The sequence below is a fragment of the Vagococcus martis genome, assembly GCF_002026305.1.
In the GTDB taxonomy this organism is placed as follows: Bacteria; Bacillota; Bacilli; order Lactobacillales; family Vagococcaceae; genus Vagococcus; species Vagococcus martis.
Genome location: NZ_MVAB01000001.1, coordinates 2,425,312 through 2,449,228, shown reverse-complemented (window position 1 = coordinate 2,449,228; position 23,917 = coordinate 2,425,312). Strand labels below are relative to the sequence as shown.

Here is a 23,917-nt window from a genome sequence, read left to right as displayed (position 1 = left end):
ACATTATTACAAGGACAATTTATAGCTATTAACATAACAAAAATATCTCCACAAAACGATATTCATAAAGTTACTAATAAAACAAAAAGCTACAATATACTAAATAAGTATTATAAAAAAGGTAAATTTATAGTTGAAATGTTCAAAATTATACCGTATATTATAAAGTTATTCGTTACAATTTAAAGTGATATTAATCACAAAAAAATAATTATATGCGATAGTAAAAAAATAAACAAAGTTTTTTTATTTTTAAAGGAGTTATTATTAGTATTATATTGTTGTTTCGAATAATTTAATTATTTTTTGAAGGGAAGGATTAAATGTTTGAATTGAATAAGCCTCGTGCCTCATTTAAGGAGATATTTGTTAAAAGTATTTGGTTTGGAATAATTTCAGGTATGATTTCAGGCATGGTTTCAGGCATGGTAAAAATTGGATGGGAAGCAATTTTACCACCTAGAACTATTGCAAGAAATTTAACCAACCCTCCTCAGCAAGTTATGGAATTATTTGGAGTACCTGAGTCATTGACTCATGCCTATGTATTGTATTCTGAGGATCAAAAAGTTTTTTGGTTTTCTTTGTGCTTACATTTCAGTTTTTCAATTGTGTTTTCTGCTTTATTTATTTTTGTTGCACAGTATTGGAAAAAAATTGCTCTTTGGCAAGGAGCCGCCTATGGAATTATTGTGTGGATTGTTTTTCATATTTTATTGATACCTGCAATAGGAGGCATGCCAGCACCTTGGAATCAACCATTTGATGAACATTTTTCTGAATTCTTTGGGCATATTGTTTGGGCATGGTCTATAGCAGCATGCACTTATTATTTAATAGGTAAAGATAAAAAAGGTAATCTTGAAAACATTTAAAGTAAGAAAAATAACATGGTTTTTTTAACGAAAATTCGTGGAAAGATTTCTTTGATAAGATGAAGAGTCACAAAAACGTGGCTCTTTTTTTGTGATTAATTATGGAAAGGTATTAAAAGGACGTTTTTACAGAGTTTTATAGTTGCATTATTAGATACTTTATTATTTAATAGATATACTATTTGATTTAGGAGGGTTTATGGAAGAAAAATTTAAAATGCTTCTTAGTATTGTGATGAATGTCTTTCTTTCTATTTTAGCTATACTCATTTTAATATATATGGGACTAGATTTAGTGAATATCTTTAAATTAATTTTTATCCAAAATAAGATGGGTTCTATAGATACGATTGCTGATTATATTCTTGGTTTCTTTATGTTATTTGAGTTTATTATCATGACACTTAAGTACATTGAAGACGCACACAATGTTCCGATAAAATACCTTGTTTTAATTAGTATTACGGCGATTTTAAGACAATTACTTGTGGTTCATAATAATGGGGGGCAAACGTTATTATTAACGATTGCTATTTTAACATTGACATTAACGCTTTACTTGCTTGAATTAATTAAAGCAAAAGAAAAAATTAGAAAAAATAAATAATATTGAAAGTAGGTGACATGATGGGGTTAAATGATTTTATTTTAGGTCTTAACAATTTGGAAACTATTACGCGTGCACCTGGTTTTTTTAAATTTACAGAGCATACAGTAGCGGCTCATTCATATCGTGTTACGTCTATTGCACAAGTTTTAGGAGATATTGAAGAGCATCATGGGGTAGAGATTGATTGGAAGAGTCTTTATGAAAAAGCATTAAATCATGACTATACTGAGCGATTTATCGGTGATATTAAGACACCTGTAAAGTATGCCAATAAAGAGCTAAGAGGCATGTTGCAAACAGTTGAAGAAAAGATGACGGATGAGTTCATATCACAAGAAATTCCAGAAGAGTTTCAAGACATTTATCGCAGACGATTATTTGAAGGCAAAGACGACACTGTCGAAGGTGAGATTTTATCCATTGCTGACAAAGTTGACTTACTGTATGAGTCATTTGAAGAGATTGTGAAAAATAATCCAGAAATTGTTTATAAAGAAATGTTTTTAGAAGCCGTTCAAACGATACAAGAATACAAACATCGACCGTCCGTGACTTACTTTTTTGCAGAAATCTTTCCAGAACTCTTGGATAAGTCATTTTATGGTAAAGAAGAATTTATTTTGCAGATAAATCAATATTTATAGAGCAAACGACTAATTATCCTAATAATAATTAGTCGTTTTTTATTATACTATAAGAAAGAGATAACTATTATCGCAAATGAAATTAAAATAAAAAGGAGTTTTCCCACCATGACTACCAATACTTTTGTTTATCCTCACCCTATCAATACATTTATTATTAAGCATTTAAACTATACTGTACTAGAATTTTGCGAACAATTTCAATACCCGCAATCAACTATTGCCACATGGGTAAGTAGAGAACGACGCATCGAATCGCTCCCTGTATCATTTATTTATTCCTTATCACTTGCTACAAGCAAATCAATGGACTGGGTTTATTCTGAATTGTTGCGTTTACAAATTGAGTATGATGGACATAAAGAAAAGTATAAGCGGACGAAAAAGCGTATATAAAACCGAGTAGAAAAACTACTCGGTTTTGTTATCTAATTTTATTTTTCCTTCGTAATCAGATAGATTTAATCCTTTCAAGTGATTGATATCTGTTCCAGTTGATACACCGACACCACGAGTATCATCATACCCAATGCCACTATAAAAGATATAATAGTCCTTTCCTTCTTTCAACATAGCACTACGATATAACCCTTTTCCATCAAATCCAACTCGTTTACCAGAAGGGAAGATGATTGGTTTAAGAGTGTCCCACTTTTTATTATCTTCTGATTTTGAATAATACACATTCATTACATGTCGATCAGATAATTTGTATTCACCATTTGATTTAAACCCAACAACCACCATCTCATAGCCCAAATCAGTTTTTTGGACATCTAAATGCCAATGATGCATATTTTTTTCTTCATAGGGAACCTTGACTTCTACAGGATTGCTCCATTTCTTTCCATCTTGGCTATCTCTAGTCCAAATTTTATATCCATGAGCAACATACCATACTTTATATCCCTTATTGTCTTTAATAAATACAGGAGATATCCAATCTTCACCTGGTTTTGTTCCATCAAAGACTATTTCTTTAGGTGTCCAATTTTTTCCATCCACCGATGTTCGTTTGTAAATGATTGATTTCTTATTGATATCATCAACATAACGCCAAAATACTTCTAATTGATTCTTTTCTTTATTATAAATAATATGCGTATCAGAGTCATACTGCATCGGTGTGTTATTATCATTAAATTTTTCGCTTTTTGGTTCATCTAGTGGATTTGCTTCATTTGGAATCCATGAAACTAAATCGTTTGACTTAAATACATGTGGATTTTCGTAAACGGCTTTTCCTTTTGGATAAGGTGTTACAGCCATCCAGTATTTGTATCCATCTAACGGTTTATCAAGTGCTACAACAGAAGGGTGTGTAGCTTCAATACTTCCATAAACAGAAGGTAAAGTAAGACGTTCAGTCGCATTGGCTTCTGTTCTTATCTTTTGTCCATTATATGTCACGACATTACTATGGTCGATGGTTCCTTTTTTTAATTGAATATATTGCCTAGCAGGACTATAAAAAAGAGTACCACCAATAACAGCTAGTAGTATCATCAAGATGTTTATTTTTATATTTTTAAGATTTTTTTTAAAGATAAATCGATAAACAAAATATGAAAGAGCAAACACTAATAGCCCAATTCCAACAATCCCAAGTAAAACAGTTCTAAAACGTAACATATATCAACACTCCTTTATCTTTTTAATCTCATTTATTTCTGGCGTGACAAACAATGTTTTTTGATTTTCATAAATAACAAATCCCGGTTTGGCACCATTTGGTTTTTTAACGTGCTTCACTGCAACATAATCAACAGGGACTGATGCTGATAAACGGTATTTTGAATAATAAGCCGCAAGCAAGGCTGCTTCTAGTAACGTCTGATCACTAGGATCACTATTTTTAATAATGACATGAGAACCAGGGATATCTTTAGTATGCAACCAAATATCGTTTTTATTAGCCGTTTTTAAAGTGAGTTGGTCATTTTGGATATTATTTTTTCCAACAAAAATGATGTCCCCATCACTAGAAACAAACTGAATTGGTTTCGATGGTTTATTTTTTTGTTTTTTCTTATCTTTGGTTTTTATTTTGATGTATTTCTCAGCGATTAATTCTTCCCTAATCAGTTGCACATCGCTCGGTGATGCGATATCTAATTGGGCTAATACTGATTCTAAGTAGAGTAGTTCATATTTTGTAATATTTAGTTGCTCTTTAACTACAGCCACACCATTTTTCAGTTTTTGATAACGTTGGAAATACTTTTGTGCATTTTGGTTGGGTGTAAGGGTTTCATTTAAACTAATCTTAATTGGTTCATCATTATTATAATAATTTGGCAGCTCAACACTTGTAGTGCCACGTTTTACTTCATGTAAGAATGTTGTGAGAAGCTCTCCTTTGACACGATAAATCTCTGCATTATCAGCATCCACAAGTTGTTTTTCTAGAATTTTGGTTTTCTTTTTTAATTTATTCATATCGTTTGTCACTTTTTTGATTAGCTCACCAGCTTGTTGTTTTACCCGATCTTTCTCGGCTTTGCCTTCATAAAAAGCATCTAGCAAGTCACTCAGTGTATCAAACTGTGATAATTCTTCATCAAAGGTTTGATAGGGGATAGGAGCAAAGCGTTCTTTATCCTTAATCAATCCAATAGTTGGATGTAACTGATTTGTCATTTCATTGAAGAAGTTAGTCCAAGTCGTTACTTTATCTGTATCTTCATGTTTTAGGCGGTAAACTAATTCATTTGCCGTATCTTTAGAAAATCCTTCAAATTGCTGTTGAATGGCTTGTGGTGATAGCTCGGCTAAACTGTTTAATTCTTTAAACAAAGCCTCCTTGTCAACTGTCCAAGGGTTTTGTGTGTCTTTTAGTGGCGGTGTGATGTAATCAGCACCTGGTAAAAGAAGACGATAGCTATTTTGGCTCATACCCACATGTTTGATTGTATCAATGATTTTTTTTGTGTCTTTATTTAATAAAATGATGTTACTATGTCGGCCCATTAATTCAACAATTAACACAATGCTTTCTAAGTCACCTAAATCATTGCGACTTTCAAATGAAAACGAAATGATACGGTCATTATTAGTTTGTTTGATTTCTTGTAAGATACTTCCCTCAAGATACTTTCTAAGCGTCATACAAAAGTTGGGCGGAGTAGCAGGATTTTTATACTTGATATTCGTTAGTTGAATACGAGCATAATTTGGATTAGCAGATAATAAAAGCGTGTGATTTTTCGAGTTGTTTCTAAAAACTAACATCAATTCATTATCATATGGTTGATGGACTTTTGACAAACGTCCATTGGTTAATGTATTCGATAATTCGTTTACCATCAAGTGGGTGAAAATACCGTCAAATGACATGGTAAAACCTCCTTTTTAAAGTAGAAATAAATAAGGAGAAACAACAATCAATCTGTTATTTCTCCTTGTTTTTAATTTGGTCCGTTTCCTTTAAACCAACCTGTTTTATCGTTAATTGTGACAACGTAAATTGGAAATTCTTCAGGTTTACTATTTGGGAATAGTTTCGAATTTTTTGTGGCATAAAGGTCATAGAAACCAACACCATTTTCGATAAATTTCGGAACAAGTGTATAACCACCGTCTACAACATAACCACGTTTAATGACTTCTGAAATGACTTTTTCTTGAACACCAGGATTCCAAGCCCATGCAGGATCTGATAAGTCAATTGTGGCGTCTTGTCTGGTACCCCAACGTCCACCATTAGTAGAAGGAGTGAATGAGCTACCATTCTGTGCTGTGTTGGTGTTGTTATTATTTTGTGATTGTTGTGTATTTTTTTCTGCTTCAGCTTTTGCAGCAGCGGCTTGTTTTTCTTCTTCCTCTTTACGTGCAGCTTCAGCTTTTTTCTCTTGCTCATCAATGATTTTACTTACATCATCAAGAATTTTTTGGAATTCAGCTTTTAATTCAGGGTCTTTAATATCTGCAAGTTGTTTCACTGCCTCATTATAGACTTGTTTACTTGGTTCACTCACAACTTTATCGTCACGATAGAGTTTTTCAAGTGTTGTTTTAAAGGTTTTAATCGCTGTTTTTTGCTCTGTTGCTTCTTTGATGGTGTCATTGTAAAGTTTGTCAAAACCATTTTCTTCAGGATCAATGGCCTCTAAAGTTAATTTAGTATCGTCTTTGACATACGCATCATTGATTAATTGATTGCCTTCAATCACAGGTTTTTTAAATGCTTCATTGATAGCTGTTAAACGAGTAAATGTTTTCACTGCCTGTTGCATACGCTCGTTTAATTTATCATATTGTTCTGTGCCTTTTAGTTCTTTTACTTTATCTTCAGCTGAGGTGATGTCTGATTGAGAAATTCCCTTTTTCAAAAATACCTCACCTTGATTTTTCATATACAAGTTCTGAATGGCATCTTCGGCACTCGTTGTTAATTTTAATGTGGTTTCTAATTCATTTTGTTTCTTTTGTGAGTTATAAACATAACCACCACCAAATACAATCAATAGAACAATGATACCAACCAAAATTTTATTTTTGTTACTCTTTTTAGGTGGTTCATTACTCGGTGGAGTAGGTGAGTCAGTCACTCTTGTTTGTGGTTGTTCTTCAACCGGCTCATCACTTTCCTTGAAAGTTTCGACTTCTACAGGGGAAATAGTTTCTATTTCGCTAAGCTCCTCAATGATTGGCTTTTCAGTTGCCTCTTCCATGTCACTTTGCGTTTCAACTATTTCTTCTTCAGTCGCAGGTGTCTCTTCTACACTAGTACGGTTACGATGCTTAAAGGTTGGAATAGAAGGACTTGGCTCAGAAGGTGTGTCATTTTTATAGCTCGTTGGTTCGTTTGAATTAGTAATTGTATCATTTGGTAGATTTTTTTGTTCATCAAATGGAACAAACAAATCACAGTTTGGACAATAAGTTTCTCCTGGTTTAAAGACATGACCACAATTTGGACATTTTTTTTCATTACTGGTCAAAAGAAATCGCTCCTTATTATTTTAAATAATGATATTAACCTATATATTATAAACCATCGCAGGTAAAATTAGTAGTCAAAAACTATAATCAATTTGTTTAATATGGTGATGTGGTATTCTCAAAGACATGGTTTTACGTTATAATGTGTCTAGAATACATAAGGTGGGGAGTAAATGACGGAACTTAAAGAGCGATTAAAGCAACTTTTTCATTCCCTAAAAAAAGTGAATTGGTTAGATATGATCAAAACAAACAAACATTTTGTCATCATCATATGCTCGGTGACTATAGTCTTTTTAGTGATGTCTGTGTTTGTGTCAGCTGTTAGGCCATCCATAAGAGACAAGCAGTTACATGCTATTTCAGAATTGAAATCGAACAATAAGCAGGTAAAACCAATAAAAGAAACAGATATCAGCAGCGTATTTTCCGATAAAGAGCCTCATATCGTGGCAGTAATAGATACAAAACAAAATCCTAGTTTGAATCAGGTTGAAACTTTATTAGATAAACATGAACCACTTGAAACTGTTGATTGGAAAATTGATTACATCCAACCTATCTATAATTTTTCTGATATTGAAACAAAATACAAACTAACTGCCAAAAATACGTTTATCGTGATGGAAAACGGCAAAGAAAAAGGACGATATTCGTTTAATAACCTAAAGGGTGGGTTACAAACGTTGGATGAGAAATTAGTTGCCATCATTCAGCCAAGAATAGCACGCAAAGAACCTAAACGCATTAAAGTTGCAAAAAAAATGGATGAAACCTTATCAAGTTCATCATCAAGTGATAAAAAGAAAAAAAAGACCAAAGAAATTATTTTTGAATAAATGATTGACAGTAAATGAGTAACGGGTTATTATTATAACAAATTAAAAACGAAATGAGGAACTTGCCATGAAACGACAAATAAACAGACAATCACATCATTTAATTATTTCGACATGGCAAACTTGGCGTAGATAGTTGTATGTATACATTTTTTGGTATAGATACAACTTTTAGAACTTTTTCTAAAGAAGTATCTATGCTTAGGGATAACAGATATTCTACCGCATAGACACCCTATCTATGCGGTTTTTTTGTGACTAAACAAAGACGATAAACCGTTGTGTTAATAGACAAAACGGTTTATCGTCTTTTTATTTTTAGGAGGATATGACGATGACAAACAAACGATTAAAGTATGCAGTAGCAATCATTTCAGGAATACTATTCATCTCTTTTATAACAGGATTTGATAAAAGTAAAACAGGATCAACGACACAACATAAAAAAGTGCCAACTATTGGGGTATTACAATTTGTCAGCCACCCATCTCTTGATTTGATTTACAAAGGATTTATCGAAGAATTAGAAAGAGAAGGGTATAAAGATAAGGAAACGATCCATATTGATTTTCAAAACGGACAAGCAGATCAAAGTAAACTCTCTAGTATGAGCCAACAATTAATGAGTAAAAAGCCTGATGCTCTTGTTGGCATTGCTACTCCTGCAGCACAAGCATTAGCAAACCAAACAACAGATATTCCAATCATTCTTGGCGCCATTAGTGATCCCAAAGCTGCTGGATTAGTGAAAGATAATAATCATCCTGGAGGAAATATCACTGGAGTCAGTGATCAGTCGCCAGTTGAAGCTCAAGTTAAATTGATGAAAGAATTATTGCCAACACTGAAAACTATTGGGGTGATTTACTCATCAGCAGAAGATAATTCACAATCGCAAGTGGATCGTTTTAAAACAGTAGCTCAAAAAGAGGGACTTACGGTTAAAACGTATGCTGTTCCTTCGACAAATGAAATCTCTCAAATGACTCACGTTATGACAGGAGAAGTAGATGCCATCTACACACCAACTGACAATACCATTGCAAATGGCTTCCAAACAATTGTCTCTATAGCAGATGACGCAAATATTCCAATATTTCCATCAGTCGATACGATGGTGGAAGAAGGAGGTATTGCCACAATCGGCATCAATCAATACGATTTAGGTGTTCAGACAGCAAAAATGGTGGTAGACGTCATTACTAAGAAAAAATCTCCAAGTGATACACCAATATATACATTTCAAACAGGAGATCTGGTAATAAATGAAGAAAAAGCACAGAAATTGGGAATTGAGATTCCAGATGAATTGAAAAAAGAAATGAAGAAATAAAAAGGGGGTTTGATGAGAATGAACAAACGATTAATGTATATCATGATAGGGCTATGTGTGATGGTAATATGTGGAATTGGATACAGTCATTATACCCAACAGCAACATACTTCTAAAGAATTGCCAACGATTGGTGTGTTACAGTTTGTTAGTCACCCCTCTCTTGATTTAATTCGGGAAGGCTTTATTGATGAGATGGCCAAACAAGGATATAAAGATAACCAAACAGCTCATATCATGTATCAAAATGCCCAAGGAGATCAGAGTAAACTATCTAGTATGAGTCAACAATTACTCAGTCGAGAACCTGATATTCTAGTGGGGATCGCTACTCCTGCTGCACAAGCATTAGCCAATCAAACAACGTCCATTCCGATTATGTTAGGAGCCATTAGCGATCCAGTTGGAGCAGGATTAGTAGCATCACGAGAGCATCCTGGGGGAAATATTACTGGAGTGAGTCATCAAGCTCCAGTTAAACAACAAATAAAACTTATTAAAGATATATTACCTGAAGTTAAAACCGTTGGAGTGATTTATTGTTCAGCAGAAGATAACTCTATTTTTCAAGTTGAGCAATTCAAAAAAGAAGTTGGCGACCAATTTGACATTAAAACATATGTGGTTCCATCAACCAATGAAATCGCCCAAATGTCACACGTTATGGTGAGTGAAGTTGATGCAGTGTATATTCCGACAGATAATATTATTGCTAATGGTTACCAAACGTTAGTCGATATTGCTGATAAAGCATCTATACCTCTTTTTCCATCAGTTGATACCATGGTTACAGATGGTGGGCTTGCTACGGTTGGTATCAACCAGTATCAATTAGGTGTCAAAACAGCTCAAATGACTGTTGATGTATTAGAAGGTAACTCAGATCCAAGTGATACGCCAGTTTATACTTTTACAGAAGGCGACTTAATTATAAATGAAGAAAAAGCACAAAAATTAGGTATCACGATACCAGAGACAATAAAAGAGGAGGCAAAAAAATGATTGTATCAACTATAGGACAAGGCATATTATGGTCAGTATTAGGATTAGGCATTTATTTAACTTATCGAATTTTAGACTTTCCAGATTTAACAACAGAAGGAAGTTTTCCTCTAGGTGGGGCAATTTGTGTGACTGCCATTACGAATGGTGTGTCACCCATTGTCGCCACACTTTTAGGAATGATTGGTGGCATGTTAGCTGGACTTACAACAGGCTTACTCTATACAAAAGGAAAAATTCCAGTGATTTTATCGGGAATACTAGTCATGAGTGCATTGAACTCTGTGATGTTGTTTGTTATGAAATCACCTAATCTCTCTTTACTAAATCAACCAAAACTGTTTTCTCTATTAAAGTTTGCCAAGTTACCTGCAAACTTTGATGTGGTTTTAATCGGTCTGATTATTATTGCGATTGTCATTGCCTGTTTACTTGGTTTCTTGAATACTGACTTAGGACAAGCCTATATCGCCACAGGAGATAATGAAGTGATGGCAAAATCCCTTGGCATTCACACCGATAAAATGAAAATTTTAGGTTTAGTCGTGTCTAATGGACTGATTGGTCTATCTGGTGCTCTGATTGCACAAAGTGATGGCTATGCTGATATTAATAAAGGGATTGGTGTGATTGTCATAGGTTTAGCATCAATTATTTTAGGAGAATTATTATTTGGTGAGTTGACCATGATAGAGCGTTTTATCGCGATTGTCGTTGGGAGTATTATTTATCAGTTACTCATACTAGCTGTTATCAAACTAAGTTTTGATACCACATACTTGAAATTTTATTCTTCTGTGATTCTTGGAATTTGTTTAATCATTCCAGAGTTAAGTCGAAAATTTGGTAAGACAAAAGGAGGAGCGACAAATGACTAAAGCACTTGAAATAAAAAATGGTGTCAAAACGATTGCTAGTGGACGACATATTATGGACCATCTTAATTTTAGCGTGTCTCCTGGAGATTTTGTTACGATTTTAGGTGGAAATGGTGCAGGGAAATCGACTTTGTTTAATGCAATATCAGGACAATTGACGTTAACAAGTGGCAGTGTTCAGCTAAATGGAGAAGACGTGACAACGAAAAGTGAAGAATACCGAGCGAAATATATCGCACGCGTCTTTCAAGACCCAAAACTTGGCACCGCACCAAGAATGACAGTTGCTGAAAATCTATTATTAGCAGAATTACGTGGAAAGAAGAGAGGGTTAAAAAAGAGACAGCTTAATCAACAAAAAGAGTTTTTCTTTGAGCAATGCCAAAAAATTGGTAATGGACTGGAAAATCATCTCGACACCCCAACTGGTAACCTTTCAGGAGGACAAAGACAGGCATTGAGTTTACTTATGGCAACGATTCAAAAGCCTGACTTGTTACTACTGGATGAACATACTGCTGCACTTGATCCTAAAACGAGTAAACAACTGATGGCATTAACCGAGAAAACGATTGAAGAAAATGAATTAACTTGTTTAATGATTACCCATCGTATGGAGGACGCGTTGAACTTTGGCAATCGACTGATTGTCCTTGATTCTGGCCAAATAAAAAAAGACTTTAATAAAGAAGAAAAAAGTCAACTTGATTTACCGGATTTATTAACGTTCTTTAATCTATGAAAAAAGCGAACAACTTGTTCGCTTTTTTATGTCTCTAATTTAGTGTGCCATCAACGATTTGAGATAACGTGTCTTTTGAAGGGATAAAGAATAATTGCCCGAATAAAATATCTGAAAAACTAAGTAAATAATCCGAGTTTTTTAACATATTGGTTAGCATACCTTTTGTAATCGTCCAATGTCTAGCATAACCAATAAAATAAGTGCCAGTCTGACCTGATGCTGGATTTGAAAATGGGACGTTCATTCGGATGATTTTTTGTTCTTCTCCATCTTGATTAAATTTTGATGCAATATTATGTGCGTTAGCAAATTTATCCTGTTCTTCTAATTCAAGATCAGTAAACTTTTCACGACCAACTGCTTTTTCTTGTTCTTCTGTTTGTAGATGATTCCAAAAATCCATGTTGTGAAGCCATTTTTGTGCAAAAGCGTAAGAGCCATTAATAAAGTCTTTATCCTCGTCGCCAATCAACGCATAATCAGCCGCATCTTCCACAGTCGGAGCTTCTGTCCCGTCGATGAAACCAATAATTGCTCTTCCTTCGAAGTAACGAAATCCCTTTGTTTCATCAACAACAGTCACAATATCTTTTAAAAAACGCATGAATTGGGTTTGAGCTTCATAGACGACGGCTTCATTTTCACCACGAATATGGAAAAATAAATCAGCATCAATTGCAGGCATAGTATATTTATCACTTGATAACGTTTGATAAGTTTCCAACTCTTTAGGTTTGTGTTTCCCATCAAATAAATAATCCCATGCAGAATTACTAAAGCCAATCGACACTTTTAAACCAGACTCAGCCGTTAAACTAGCATCACGAATACGTAATGAGCGGATAATCGCTTGTGATCTGTCCACGAACTCCGCAATTTTATTTTTTTCTAGTTCTTTATTCTCACGTTTAAATGACAATAAAGTAAACTGAACGTGCTCACCAGCATCTTTCCATACGTCTTGTGCTTTGTTAGGTTGAATACTCATTCTTGTTCCCTCCAATGTTAGGTATTATAAACAAATAATAATCCTTTTTTAAGAAAAAAGAAAATAAAAACAGACAAAAATTAACTGTAATTGATGTATAATATATCTAATATTCTACTGATAAGGAGTCTTTTATATATGAATTTTATTGCGTTTGACTTTGAAACAGCCAATTTTCAAAAACATAGTGCCTGCTCCATTGCTCTTGTTATGGTGAAAAATGATGAAATTGTAGGGAGTTATTATTCGCTTATTCAACCTGAGACAGATTTTCATTGGAAAAATAGACAAATTCATGGCATTCATCCTGAAGATGTGATGAATGCACCAAAATTTCCTGAAGTTTGGGAGCAGATTAAACCATATTTTAAAGAAAATCGCTTGATTGTGGCACATAATGCTAGTTTTGATTGTGCTATTTTAAAAGGTTGCCTTGATTATTACGGATTGGAGCAACCTCATTATTTGTCATTATGTACGGTAAGAACCAGTCGAAAACTTTTTCCAGAATTTGACAATCATAAATTAAATACTGTCAGTGAAAAATTAGGTATTACGCTAGATAACCATCATAATGCTTTGGATGATAGTTTAGCTTGTGCCAAGATTGTACTTTATCAAGCCAAGCATTTTGGCGTAGAACCACTAAAAAAGTTAGTTAAAGTCATGTAAGACCTTAACTAACTTTTCTTAAATTATTTTTTTGGGGTTAGTTTGATAATCACATCTGTATTATCAACACTGTCGATTGGGGTTAAAATAATATCTTTTCCATCTCGTTCCATTTTAAAAATCCCACTAATGTCTAGTTGATCTGTTTTTAACGTGATTTCGTCATCTTCAATTGAATAACGTGAAACTTGTTCGGTATTGTTTGATAATTGTTTAGCAAATTTATTATACAATTCATCGCCAACATAGTCTTTGTCTTTTTTATTAAAGGCCTTTGTATCAATAGTTGAGATTAATTTATCATGATCAAATCTCACATTCAAAGGAGGCAGTTGCTCTTCAGACTCCGTAATCAATACCCAATCGTGTTTGGTCAACTCTTGTTGAAAAGAATGAGGCGTGCATGCAACTAAGGAAACGCTCGCAATAAGAAGTACAACAAATAATTTAATAGATTTCATAATGATTCCTCCAAATAACTGTTTTTATCATTAAAAAACAACTTACTTATACTAACTATACCATATAGTCCATAGAAACGGATATAAGTAAGTGTTCCCTTTGAACAAAGTTATAAAAACACACCATAAAAAAACAATGATTGTTTAATTTAAATAAGCTTAGTAACTTGATTCTTGACATTGTATGATATAATAGCACTAAATTATATTAGTAAGGCGTGGTTTTTTTGACAATATCATTGCAACAGATTGAACAACTATTAAAAGAAAATAAGTTATTAAAAGAATTTATACATAAAAACAGCTGGCATTATGATTTGCCTGTAGAAAATAAAACATTAACCCATTTATCCTATGACTCACGAAACGTGACAAGTGAGACGTTATTTTTTTGTAAAGGGGCAAGCTTTAAAGAAGAATATCTTATGTCTTCTTTGGCTGAAGGATTGCAGATATATGTATCTGAAACACCATTTGACGTTGACGCACATTTAGGAATTATTGTCACGGATATACGTAAGGCAATGGCTATTTTAAGTATGGCATTTTATGATTATCCACAAAGTAAACTCAAACTCGTTGCCTTTACCGGAACAAAAGGTAAAACAACGTCTGCTTACTTTTTAAAATACATGTTAGATGAATACAATAATCAAAAGACAGCCATGTTTTCTACGATGAACTCAACATTAGATGGTCAAACGTATTTCAAATCACACTTAACGACTCCTGAGTCCCTAGACTTGTATCGTATGATGAATGAAGCGGTAACTAATGGCATGACACACTTAGTGATGGAAGTCTCATCTCAAGCATATAAATTGAATAGAGTGTATCAACTTACGTTTGATATTGGGATTTTTCTAAATATTTCACCTGATCATATTAGTCCAATCGAACACCCAACGTTTGACGATTATTACTATTGTAAACGTCAGTTGATTCATCATTCAAAACAATTTATCGTGAATTTAGATACAACAAATGTCCAACTGATTTTAGAAGAAGCACAGAATAGCCAAATTCCAACAGTGACATACAGTGCCACTAATAAGGAAGCTGATTATCATTGGGAAAAAGGTAGTACATCAACAAGTTTTGAGGTAAAAAGTAAACAAGATTTATTAAACCTATGTGCTACTTATGAACTCGGCTTAATGGGGGATTTCAATAAAGACAATGCTTTGGCAAGTATTATGGCTGCCAGATTATTAGATGTTCCAATTGAAACGTGCCAAGAAGGACTAAAAAAAGCGATGGTACCTGGAAGAATGGAACAATTAACACAGAAAAATGGCTCAAAAGTCTATATTGACTATGCTCATAATAAGGTGAGCTTAACAAGTTTACTTAGCTTTGCAAAACAAGAGCATCACGATGGGCGAATTATTACGGTGATAGGTAGTACGGGAGATAAGGCTATTTCACGAAGAAAAGACTTTGGCGAAGTGTTAAATGATTACACTGATGTTGCCATTTTAACGTCTGATGATCCGGGAAATGAAAAACCACATGATATTGCAAAAGAAATTAGTCGCTATATTGTAAATGACTCAGTTGAGCAGCACATCGAACTTGACCGTGAAGCAGCTATAAAAAAAGCTCTAAGCATGGCGACAAGTCAAGATACTGTTATTCTCGCAGGTAAAGGGAGAGATCTTTATCAAAAAATTGCAGGAGAAGATGTTGCTTATGCGGGAGATTTCACGATTGCAGAACGTACAATAAACGAATAACGATAATTTTATTATGTTAACCAATAAGACTAGTTAGAATTTATTTTCTAATTAGTCTTATTTTATTTCTATTTATCTGTGATGATTTTATGAATGAATTGACCTTTTATCGAATCATTTGGATAGTAACTAGTTTTAACTATTGATAGTGATATAATAACAACCATTAATAAACGACTTAGTTAATCAATGGAGGAGATAACATGATAAACAAAACAGACGAAAAGAAAATTGAAAAACTTGGAGCGTTTGAAATTAGTGAAAAAATGGTAGAACTCGCAAAAGAAAATACTAAAGGCAATCCTTATTTAAATGCTGGACGAGGAAACCCAAATTGGATAAATAAAAAAGCACGTTTAGCCTTTTCTAGACTGTTAGAATTTGGGATAGAAGAATCAGAAAGAACGATTTCTGATGGCGATTTAGTTGGGTACACCGAACTTGATGGTATTTCTAATCGTTTTATCTCTTTCTTAGATCCTAATAATAACGAAACGGATGACTTTTTGATGACGTGTTTAGACTATCTAAAAAATGATTTATCACTAAACCTTGATGAGGTAGTGAAAGAATTTGTAGATGGTGTACTTGGTAATCTCTATCCTTCACCAAATCGCGTTTTAAACAATACAGAAGTTATTTTAAATCACTATCTACAAAGTGTTTTGTACAATGGGGTTGATTTGGCTAATGATACCACTCTTTTTCCAACTGAAGGAGGAAGTGCCGCGATTGTTTACACATTCCAATCATTAAGAGAAAATAAATTGATTCGTCCTGGAGATAAAATTGCGATTAACACACCAATTTTTACGCCGTATCTTCAAATCCCTGTTTTAAATGACTATGAACTAGTAGAAGTGGATTTATCTTCAAAAGAAGAAAATAATTGGGAAATAGATGCCGACACTATCCAAAAGTTAAATGATCCTGAATTAAAAGCATTTTTCTTAGTAAATCCAAGTAATCCTGGTTCCAAAGCGTTAAATGATACCAGTTTAGCAGAGATAAAAAAAGCAGTTGAGAATAATCCAGACTTGATGATTATTACAGATGATGTGTATGGTACTTTTGTAGAAGATTTTCAAACGGTGTATTCAGTTTGCCCATTTAACACATTGCTGGTTTACTCTTATTCAAAACTATTTGGGGCAACTGGTTGGCGATTAGGTGTGATAGCATTAAACAAAGAGAACGTGTTTGATAAACTAATTGCTAATTTATCTGATGAAGAGCACGAGGAATTAAATAAACGCTATAATTTAGTTGTGATGGACACTCAAGAAATGAGCTTTATCAATCGTATGGTAGCTGATAGTCGCTCAATCGGGCTATATCATATTGCTGGTTTGTCTACACCATCTCAAATAATGGAAGCCTTGTTTAGTTTAACTCATTTGGTTGTGAAAAATGAGGAAGATTCATATATAGAAGCATCAAAAAAACTCGTGAATGAACGCTATGAAAACCTTCATGCTGCGCTAAACTATCAAAAAGATGAGAGCGAAAAAAATGCGAAATATTATTCAATGATCAACATCTATCACTTAGCTGAGGAAAGATATGGCATAGATTTTAAAAACTATTTGATGGAACACTATGAACAAATTGATTTCCTTGTCAATCTCGCTCAGAAAAATGGGATTGTATTGATGGATGGGGTTGGATTTGGTGCTAATCCTGGTGATTTAAGAGTATCTGAAGCCAACTTGCCAACGAAAGATTACCAACAAATTGGCTTACAAATGCTTGAATTGTTGAATGATTATTATCAAACATTTAAAAAGAATCAATAAAAAAAGAAGTGGGGATTTATTTCTCCACTTCTTTTTGTGTTATATCCTTTAAATTAATCAAAATGACATCATCATCGTAAGACGTTAGGCGGTTGATTTGTTGTAGTAGTAAAAGTATCCAACTAAACGCTAAGCCAAACGCTATAATCTCAAATACTGTGAGTGATAGATAACCAATTGTTTCAAATAAAAAGTTTGAGACGACTAAACAAATTGCTATTGCATAGGAAACAATTAAAAACTCTTTGGTTACTTTTGGTAGCAACCATTTAATCCCGATAATTAAGAGGATAATGATCAGCACCATCAAGTTAGCTGCTCTATTGTGCATCTCGTGCCACACACCTTTATTGTTAGGGAAGAATCCAACTCCACCAAGCGAAAGTGATAGCATCGTCATTAGAATACGTAAGGTTGCGATACCTTTTCCTTTGTAGCCATGGTTATTGAGACTAACAAACAAATAATCGACTAAAGCAATCATGAGAAGTGAAGCGAGTATTAGCGTTAGGTTAAACGGCCAACTACGAACGACATCATTTGTACCAAGATAGCTAAAATTGTATTGCCACCACTTACTCTGACTGTTAGTTAGCATTGCAAAGAATACACCACCCATAATAACGGAGATAAGTAAGGAGACAATCATGGATGAGGTGAAAATATTGGCTGAATAAATCATGTAATAGTTAATCACACAGGCAAAAAAGAAAAACACAGCCCCTGCTGTTAATACATCAAAACTTGCCCCGACAAATAACTTACTAATCATCCAAAAGAACGCTGATAATAATAACGCAAGTGTGACAGTAAACGAAAAGATAATAGTCGGTACATTACGCCAGTAAATATCTTGTGTTGATTTATTTTTAGGATTTTTTTTGCCTTTTATAAAAAAATAAGTAAATGAGCACATGCCACTAATCAATCCAAGATAAATCAAGTGACTGGCTATCGAAACATTACCTGTAAGTGGAACTTGCGACATTTTTCTCGTCATAACGGATAAGAAAAAAATAACTGTCACAACAATCGACGGGTAAATAAAGTACCGTAATGACACAGATTCATTATTCTTATAGTTAGTTGGTTTTTCAATAATTAATTTAGTCGATTCGCGTCTAATTTGAACCATATCATCCGATCCCTTTATAGAGTCGAGTAAAGGGGCAGGCACTTCAATTTCATATTTTTTGTTGGACATATCAAAACTCCTTTATACTAATAACGTCATAAAAATAAGTATAGCAAACATATATAATAAATAGGCGAATTTTTGATAAATAAAAAATAAAAGCCATTCATTTTTAGTTGAATGGCTTAATTCGTCCATAAATCATTGATGGCTTCACGTTTTTCTTCATCGATGATGTGCGTATAAATCGCTGTGGCACTTGTTCCTGTTTGTCCTAGTTGGTGGGAAACAGTTAGCAAACTATTGGTTTTTTTGTAGAGCTGTGTGCCGACAGTGTGTCTAAGTTTATGTGGCGTCACACGGGTTTTAAACACACTACTGTATTTTCCAACCAGTTTTTCTACCGTAGATTGATCAATTCGTTGAGCTGATCCTCGGTAAAACGATAAAAACAGACTTTTTTCACTGCTTTCAGGATGATATAATTTTTCTCTGTTATCTAAATATTGCGTGATGTATGGCATAAAAATAGATGAAATCATGGTTGTATCTTTGAAACCTCCTTTTCGAATCACGGTTGCTTCCATATTTAAAACATCTAAATCAGATACTTTCATGTTCACTAATTCAGAAAGACGCATACCAGTTCCTAGGAATAAGGCGATAATCGCAATGTCACGGTCTTTATTACGATAAAATGCACTTTTTGCTTGATGACTTTGTAGCGTTTTTTCATAGGTTGAATCAATAAATTCAATAAAATCAAGCGACTCATCACCAATAAATAGTTTATTTTCAATCGATCGTGACCGATCTTGAAGGGTTCGACCAGTTTTAACATTATCAACTTTATCCATAATATTATGAGATAGGTAAGTCGCACCATTTTCATCAGCAGTCTGCGTTGCTAAAAAATGAAAGAGTGACTTTAATGCCGTGATCGAACGTTGAATACTGACGTGACTTCTTAATTGACCGTCAGCCGTCGTCCCTAAACGAGGAGAGGCTAACAAAAATCCTTTATATAATTCAACGTCACGCTCTGTTAAGTTTCGTAAATCTTGTAACGAGATAGAAGAGAGGTCGTTTGACATAATGGCTTCTTGTTTTAACCATTCAAAGAAACGTCGGTATTCTTTTGCGTATTCATATAAAGTAGTGACAGAATAGGGCACAATCCGCTTTTTTTCGATATATTCTTGAATAAAAAAGGGGAGAGATTTCAATTCATATTCCAATCGTGTAATATTTTTTTCTTGTGACATAACTAAACCTCCAAACATATGTTTGTATTAATAATATACTTTTAATATAAAAATGTCAATAAAATATAATTTATTTTGTTATTTTATTGATTAGGTCTAGTTTTCCGGAAAGATAATACTTTCAAGAAAGGTAAAAACAAAGCCATAGTATATTTAAGTAATGATGTTATTAAGCCAGTTCATAAAATGATTAAACTGATCTGGTAAATTTATTTATAAATATGAATTGTATGAACTTAAATTATTAGTTGATTAATGATTTGTCTAAGTTTGAATAAATTAAAACTTTTGTAGCGAATATTTTAATTATGATTATCTATATATGTAACTGGGTTAAAGAATTTAGATTGGTCATCGAAACACATATCAAATGAATTAATGAAAAGTTATAACTAAATGCATGTGTGTCAAATGATTTTAAAGTAAGTTTCATTGATAGTTAATCACTTTTAAGTATTTAAAGCTCTTAAAACCAACTTCGTTTAATATATATTATGTAAACCAACTTAAAATAATTTTCTATCGACAAGATAATACACCACTCTTCCTAACGACAACAAAATAAAAAGCTCTGAAGTAATCACTTAGAACTTTTTGGTATAATGGTTAGTCGATTATCTGGTAATTTAATGACCTCAACAGCATTGTCATAAAATCGTGTTAACAAATCAGGCGTTAAGACGTCTGATTTTAATCCTTTTGCAAATATTTTTCCATCTTTAAGTAATAATATATGGTCAAAACTTGCTGGAATTTCTTCTATATAATGAGTAACAAAGATTAACCCTTTCGTTTGTTTTTCTTGTGCGATGTGATCAATTCTATCTAACATGGATTGTCTTGCAAACAAATCAAGTCCATTACAAGGTTCATCAAATATCAGTAGTTCAGGCTTAGCCATCAACGCTCTAGCAATTAGCACAATTTGCTGTTGACCTTGTGACAGTATACCGAACTTCTTACCAATCAACGCTTTACCACCACATCGAATTAGAATGTGTTTGGCTAGGTCTTCCTCATCTTTGGTTGTTTTCTCCCAAATTCCAATACTTGCAAACTTGCCACTTAAGACAATGTTTTCAGATACATCATTAGAATTAATTCGATGTTTTAAGTCTGAGCTGACCCACCCTATTTTTTTCTTTAAATCAGGGATGGATGTCTTTCCAAACGTTTCACCAAGAACTGTTAATTCGCCATTTGAAGGCCAATTATATCCCGTTATCATTTTTAAAAGCGTTGTTTTCCCAGACCCATTTAACCCTAAAATGACCCAGTTCTCCCCTGGACTCATTTGCCAATTTATTTCTTGTAAGATACATTCTTTTTCTCTTATAAATGACACGTTTTGGCAATTAATTAACACTTACTTCACTCCTTTATAACAATTGAGTAGCAGCCTAGATGCTGGTAAGTCACACCTAATAGCGTGATTTCTTCTAATGCGTGTTCAACTAGAGGGATATTATCCTGAATGATGACGTCAATAATAAAATAATATTCACCTAACTCTGTCTTTAGTGGTCTTGACTCTATTTTGCTTAAATCAATTTCACGCCAAGCAAACGCAGAAAGGACTTTATGTAAAATTCCAGGTGTATTCTTAGGTAACGTGATAAACAAACTTAATTTCTGTATATTAGAATCATCAATTTTGAATGGTTGTTTTCCTAATAACCAAAAACGCGTTTGATTAAATCGATTATCTTGGATATTTTCTGATAAAATTTCTAAGCCATATTCTTCTGCTGCTTCTTTTGAGGCAATCGCTCCAACTGATTCATCTGGATGTCCAGCGACGTATTCGGCCGCAAAAGTGGTAGATGGTACTTGCTCAATCAATACATTCGGATAACATGTTTCTAAAAAGTGTTGTGATTGAGCGATAGCTTGAGGGTGAGAGAGTATTTTTTCAGGCACTATCGTCAAGTCATTGACTAATAAGTTTTGTTTTATAGGAAGAATAATTTCTTTATATACTTTGATATCTTTGTGGTGAAACAGCCCATCTATGCTAGTATGCACTGAACCCTCCAACGAATTTTCTATTGGAACAACCACATAATCTACTTGCATATGTGTTAAGGCGTTTAGGCAGCTGGTAATACTCGAATAGGGTTGTAATGAGCTATCATCGAAATAATAAGAGGCTGCCTTATAAGTAAATGAATTTTTAGGACCTAAATAGCCAACTTCCATTTAATCACCTACCAATGCTAAAATCATATCTGCAATTTGTTCCGGCGTTTTATCTGTTGTATTGATAGTATGATGTGCAATGTCTTCGTAAAGGGGTACTCTTGGCAAATAGATTTCTCTTATCTCGTCAACCGTTTTATCATCAATCAGCGGACGATAATTTTCATAGTCATGTTCGATACGGTTTAGCAACTCATCTAAATTTGTTTGTAAATAAACAACTAATGGCATATTTCTTAAAATGGCTTGATTTTCCTCTTTTAAAATAACGCCACCGCCAGGCGAGACAATACCTGGGAAATTAACATGTTCTTTTAAAATTTGTGTTTCTAATGTTCGAAATGCTTCTACTCCATATTTATCAAAATACTCAGATATTGGCATATTAATTTTATCAACGATGTATTTATCTAAATCAACTTGTTTACTACTTGTTTTTTGAGCTAAAATTTTTCCTACTGTTGTTTTTCCGGCACCCATAAAACCGATTAAGACAATCGTCATATTAGCCCCTCCTTGTTTTTCTTAATTGATAGACGTCATCAAAAAAATTGGGATACGATACTGAGACAGCTTCTGATTTTTCCATAATGACTTCTTCATCAGTTAGTAACGCAGCGATTTGAAGCATCATCCCTATACGATGATCCCCTCGACTAGATACTTTTCCACCGTGCAATTGACATGGGCCATTGATGATTAACCCATCTTCTGTTGGCTTGATATCTGCACCAAGTTTTCTTAATTCTTCAGCTGTTGCGTCAATACGATTGGTTTCTTTTACTTTTAGTTCTTCAGCATTTTTAATGATTGTTTGACCATTTGCTTGTGTTGCAAGTAACGCAATAATGGGAATTTCATCAATCAAACGAGGAATAATATCCCCACCAACTATTGTAGAAGTTAAATTACTTGTTTTGACAGTGATGGTGGCTGATTGGTTAGCATGATCTTCTTCACTAATCACCACATCGGCATTCATCTCTTCTAAAACATCTAGAATCCCTGTTCTCGTTGGGTTAACCCCCACGTTTTTAAGCACTATGTCACTATTTGGCACAATAGCTCCGGCAACTAAAAAGAACGCTGCAGATGAAATATCACCAGGCACAGTAACGTTTTGTCCAACTAATCGTTGTGGACCTGTCATACGAATGTCTTTTCCATCTGTTGTGATCGTCCCACCAAATTGACGAATCATCTCTTCAGTGTGATTTCTAGTCGGTTCTTTTTCGATAATGGTTGTCTCACCATCAGCTTGCAAGGCTGCAAACAAGATAGCAGATTTCACTTGAGCACTTGCTACTGGCATGTGATAAGTGATTGGTGTTAGTTGATTATTAGCTGAAATATGAATAGGAGGATATTCACTATTATCATGCCCAGATAGATTAGCATTCATTTGATTAAGTGGTAACATGACGCGATTCATTGGGCGTTTGTTTAAGTACTCGTCACCAAATAAAACGGTGTCGAATGACTGTTTCGCCAAAATTCCCATCATCAAACGAATGGTGGTACCAGAATTACCTAAATCAAGTGATGTAGCTGGTTTTTTTAGACCATCAAAGCCTACACCTGTTACACGAATGGTTTCACCATCATCTGTGATTGGCACACCTAAACTTTTAAATGCGTTAAGTGTACTTAAACAATCTTCTCCTCGTAAGAAGTTTTTGATGGTTGTGGTACCTTCTGAAATCGCACCAAACATAATGCTTCGATGTGAAATAGATTTATCAGCAGGAACGTGAATGGTTCCATTTAATGGACTAGCTGAGATTAATTTCATAAT

At 33.8% G+C, this 23,917-nt stretch carries 23 protein-coding genes; 12 read left to right on the top strand and 11 right to left on the bottom strand.

Features of this window, described 5'->3' with window-relative positions:
* Positions 1-323 precede the first annotated feature (323 nt).
* The 4 genes from BW731_RS11900 (at position 324) to BW731_RS11885 (ending at position 2,525) form a co-directional block, all read left to right on the top strand.
* The gene (locus BW731_RS11900) at positions 324-875 is read left to right on the top strand and encodes a YagU family protein (RefSeq protein ID WP_079348472.1); all 552 of its coding nucleotides are present in this window, start codon (positions 324-326) and stop codon (positions 873-875) included.
* A 199-nt stretch (positions 876-1,074) separates the two neighbouring features.
* Positions 1,075-1,482, top strand: coding sequence for a phosphate-starvation-inducible PsiE family protein (locus BW731_RS11895; RefSeq protein WP_079348470.1), 408 nt, complete (start codon positions 1,075-1,077; stop codon positions 1,480-1,482).
* Positions 1,483-1,502: 20 nt separating this feature from the next.
* Positions 1,503-2,129, top strand: a complete 627-nt coding sequence (locus BW731_RS11890) for a YfbR-like 5'-deoxynucleotidase (RefSeq protein WP_079348468.1) — start codon at positions 1,503-1,505, stop codon at positions 2,127-2,129.
* A gap of 108 nt (positions 2,130-2,237) precedes the next feature.
* A complete protein-coding gene (locus BW731_RS11885; RefSeq protein WP_079348466.1) occupies positions 2,238-2,525 on the top strand; it encodes a type III secretion system protein PrgN in 288 nt (95 codons plus the stop codon).
* A gap of 15 nt (positions 2,526-2,540) precedes the next feature.
* Here the strand turns inward: BW731_RS11885 and BW731_RS11880 are convergent, their stop codons facing one another.
* The 3 genes from BW731_RS11880 to BW731_RS11870 all read right to left on the bottom strand — a co-directional run bounded on the left by BW731_RS11880 (position 2,541) and on the right by BW731_RS11870 (position 7,072).
* Positions 2,541-3,761 (bottom strand): hypothetical protein, encoded by a 1,221-nt coding sequence (locus tag BW731_RS11880; RefSeq protein WP_079348465.1) that lies wholly within the window; start codon positions 3,759-3,761, stop codon positions 2,541-2,543.
* 3 nt (positions 3,762-3,764) lie between these two features.
* The gene (locus BW731_RS11875; protein WP_079348463.1) at positions 3,765-5,465 is read right to left on the bottom strand and encodes an NFACT RNA binding domain-containing protein; all 1,701 of its coding nucleotides are present in this window, start codon (positions 5,463-5,465) and stop codon (positions 3,765-3,767) included.
* Between the two features lie 71 nt (positions 5,466-5,536).
* Positions 5,537-7,072 carry a cell division site-positioning protein MapZ family protein gene (locus tag BW731_RS11870; RefSeq protein ID WP_079348461.1) on the bottom strand — a complete coding sequence of 512 codons (1,536 nt, stop codon included), beginning with the start codon at positions 7,070-7,072 and terminating at the stop codon, positions 5,537-5,539.
* A 174-nt stretch (positions 7,073-7,246) separates the two neighbouring features.
* Between BW731_RS11870 and BW731_RS11865 the strand changes: the two genes are divergently transcribed.
* From BW731_RS11865 to BW731_RS11845, 5 genes are all read left to right on the top strand, one after another.
* Positions 7,247-7,912, top strand: coding sequence for a hypothetical protein (locus BW731_RS11865; protein ID WP_079348459.1), 666 nt, complete (start codon positions 7,247-7,249; stop codon positions 7,910-7,912).
* A 334-nt stretch (positions 7,913-8,246) separates the two neighbouring features.
* Entirely contained in the window at positions 8,247-9,245 is a 999-nt protein-coding gene (trpX, locus tag BW731_RS11860; protein ID WP_079348457.1) for a tryptophan ABC transporter substrate-binding protein, read from the top strand.
* A gap of 12 nt (positions 9,246-9,257) precedes the next feature.
* Positions 9,258-10,247 carry a tryptophan ABC transporter substrate-binding protein gene (gene trpX, locus BW731_RS11855; protein WP_408645954.1) on the top strand — a complete coding sequence of 330 codons (990 nt, stop codon included), beginning with the start codon at positions 9,258-9,260 and terminating at the stop codon, positions 10,245-10,247.
* Positions 10,244-11,125 carry an ABC transporter permease gene (locus BW731_RS11850; protein ID WP_079348453.1) on the top strand — a complete coding sequence of 294 codons (882 nt, stop codon included), beginning with the start codon at positions 10,244-10,246 and terminating at the stop codon, positions 11,123-11,125. Before trpX (BW731_RS11855) ends, BW731_RS11850 begins: the two co-directional genes overlap by 4 nt.
* Positions 11,118-11,867 carry an ABC transporter ATP-binding protein gene (locus tag BW731_RS11845; RefSeq protein WP_079348451.1) on the top strand — a complete coding sequence of 250 codons (750 nt, stop codon included), beginning with the start codon at positions 11,118-11,120 and terminating at the stop codon, positions 11,865-11,867. The genes BW731_RS11850 and BW731_RS11845 overlap by 8 nt, the downstream gene beginning before the upstream one ends.
* A gap of 34 nt (positions 11,868-11,901) precedes the next feature.
* Here BW731_RS11845 and BW731_RS11840 read toward each other — a convergent pair whose 3' ends face one another.
* On the bottom strand, positions 11,902-12,858 hold the full coding sequence (locus BW731_RS11840; protein ID WP_079348449.1) for a Dyp-type peroxidase: 957 nt from the start codon (positions 12,856-12,858) through the stop codon (positions 11,902-11,904).
* Between the two features lie 138 nt (positions 12,859-12,996).
* Between BW731_RS11840 and BW731_RS11835 the strand changes: the two genes are divergently transcribed.
* On the top strand, positions 12,997-13,530 hold the full coding sequence (locus BW731_RS11835; RefSeq protein WP_079348447.1) for a 3'-5' exonuclease: 534 nt from the start codon (positions 12,997-12,999) through the stop codon (positions 13,528-13,530).
* Positions 13,531-13,553: 23 nt separating this feature from the next.
* On the opposite strand, the gene BW731_RS11830 is transcribed toward BW731_RS11835, so the two are convergent.
* A complete protein-coding gene (locus tag BW731_RS11830; protein ID WP_079348446.1) occupies positions 13,554-13,991 on the bottom strand; it encodes a hypothetical protein in 438 nt (145 codons plus the stop codon).
* A gap of 227 nt (positions 13,992-14,218) precedes the next feature.
* On the opposite strand from BW731_RS11830, the gene BW731_RS11825 reads away from it, so the two are divergent.
* Both BW731_RS11825 and BW731_RS11820 read left to right on the top strand, forming a co-directional pair.
* The gene (locus tag BW731_RS11825; RefSeq protein WP_079348444.1) at positions 14,219-15,727 is read left to right on the top strand and encodes a UDP-N-acetylmuramoyl-L-alanyl-D-glutamate--L-lysine ligase; all 1,509 of its coding nucleotides are present in this window, start codon (positions 14,219-14,221) and stop codon (positions 15,725-15,727) included.
* A 203-nt stretch (positions 15,728-15,930) separates the two neighbouring features.
* Positions 15,931-17,523, top strand: coding sequence for a bifunctional aspartate transaminase/aspartate 4-decarboxylase (locus BW731_RS11820; protein ID WP_079348443.1), 1,593 nt, complete (start codon positions 15,931-15,933; stop codon positions 17,521-17,523).
* 16 nt (positions 17,524-17,539) lie between these two features.
* Here BW731_RS11820 and BW731_RS11815 read toward each other — a convergent pair whose 3' ends face one another.
* From BW731_RS11815 to aroA, 6 genes are all read right to left on the bottom strand, one after another.
* Entirely contained in the window at positions 17,540-18,727 is a 1,188-nt protein-coding gene (locus BW731_RS11815; protein WP_079348441.1) for a DUF998 domain-containing protein, read from the bottom strand.
* A gap of 116 nt (positions 18,728-18,843) precedes the next feature.
* Complete coding sequence (xerS, locus tag BW731_RS11810) at positions 18,844-19,923, bottom strand: tyrosine recombinase XerS (RefSeq protein WP_079348439.1); 1,080 nt, start codon at positions 19,921-19,923, stop codon at positions 18,844-18,846.
* Positions 19,924-20,503: 580 nt separating this feature from the next.
* Positions 20,504-21,289, bottom strand: coding sequence for an ABC transporter ATP-binding protein (locus tag BW731_RS11805; protein WP_198931949.1), 786 nt, complete (start codon positions 21,287-21,289; stop codon positions 20,504-20,506).
* Positions 21,290-21,294: 5 nt separating this feature from the next.
* On the bottom strand, positions 21,295-22,122 hold the full coding sequence (pheA, locus tag BW731_RS11800) for a prephenate dehydratase (RefSeq protein WP_079348437.1): 828 nt from the start codon (positions 22,120-22,122) through the stop codon (positions 21,295-21,297).
* A complete protein-coding gene (locus BW731_RS11795; RefSeq protein ID WP_079348435.1) occupies positions 22,123-22,626 on the bottom strand; it encodes a shikimate kinase in 504 nt (167 codons plus the stop codon).
* Position 22,627: 1 nt separating this feature from the next.
* Positions 22,628-23,914 carry a 3-phosphoshikimate 1-carboxyvinyltransferase gene (gene aroA, locus BW731_RS11790; protein ID WP_079348433.1) on the bottom strand — a complete coding sequence of 429 codons (1,287 nt, stop codon included), beginning with the start codon at positions 23,912-23,914 and terminating at the stop codon, positions 22,628-22,630.
* Between the last annotated feature and the right edge of the window lie 3 nt (positions 23,915-23,917).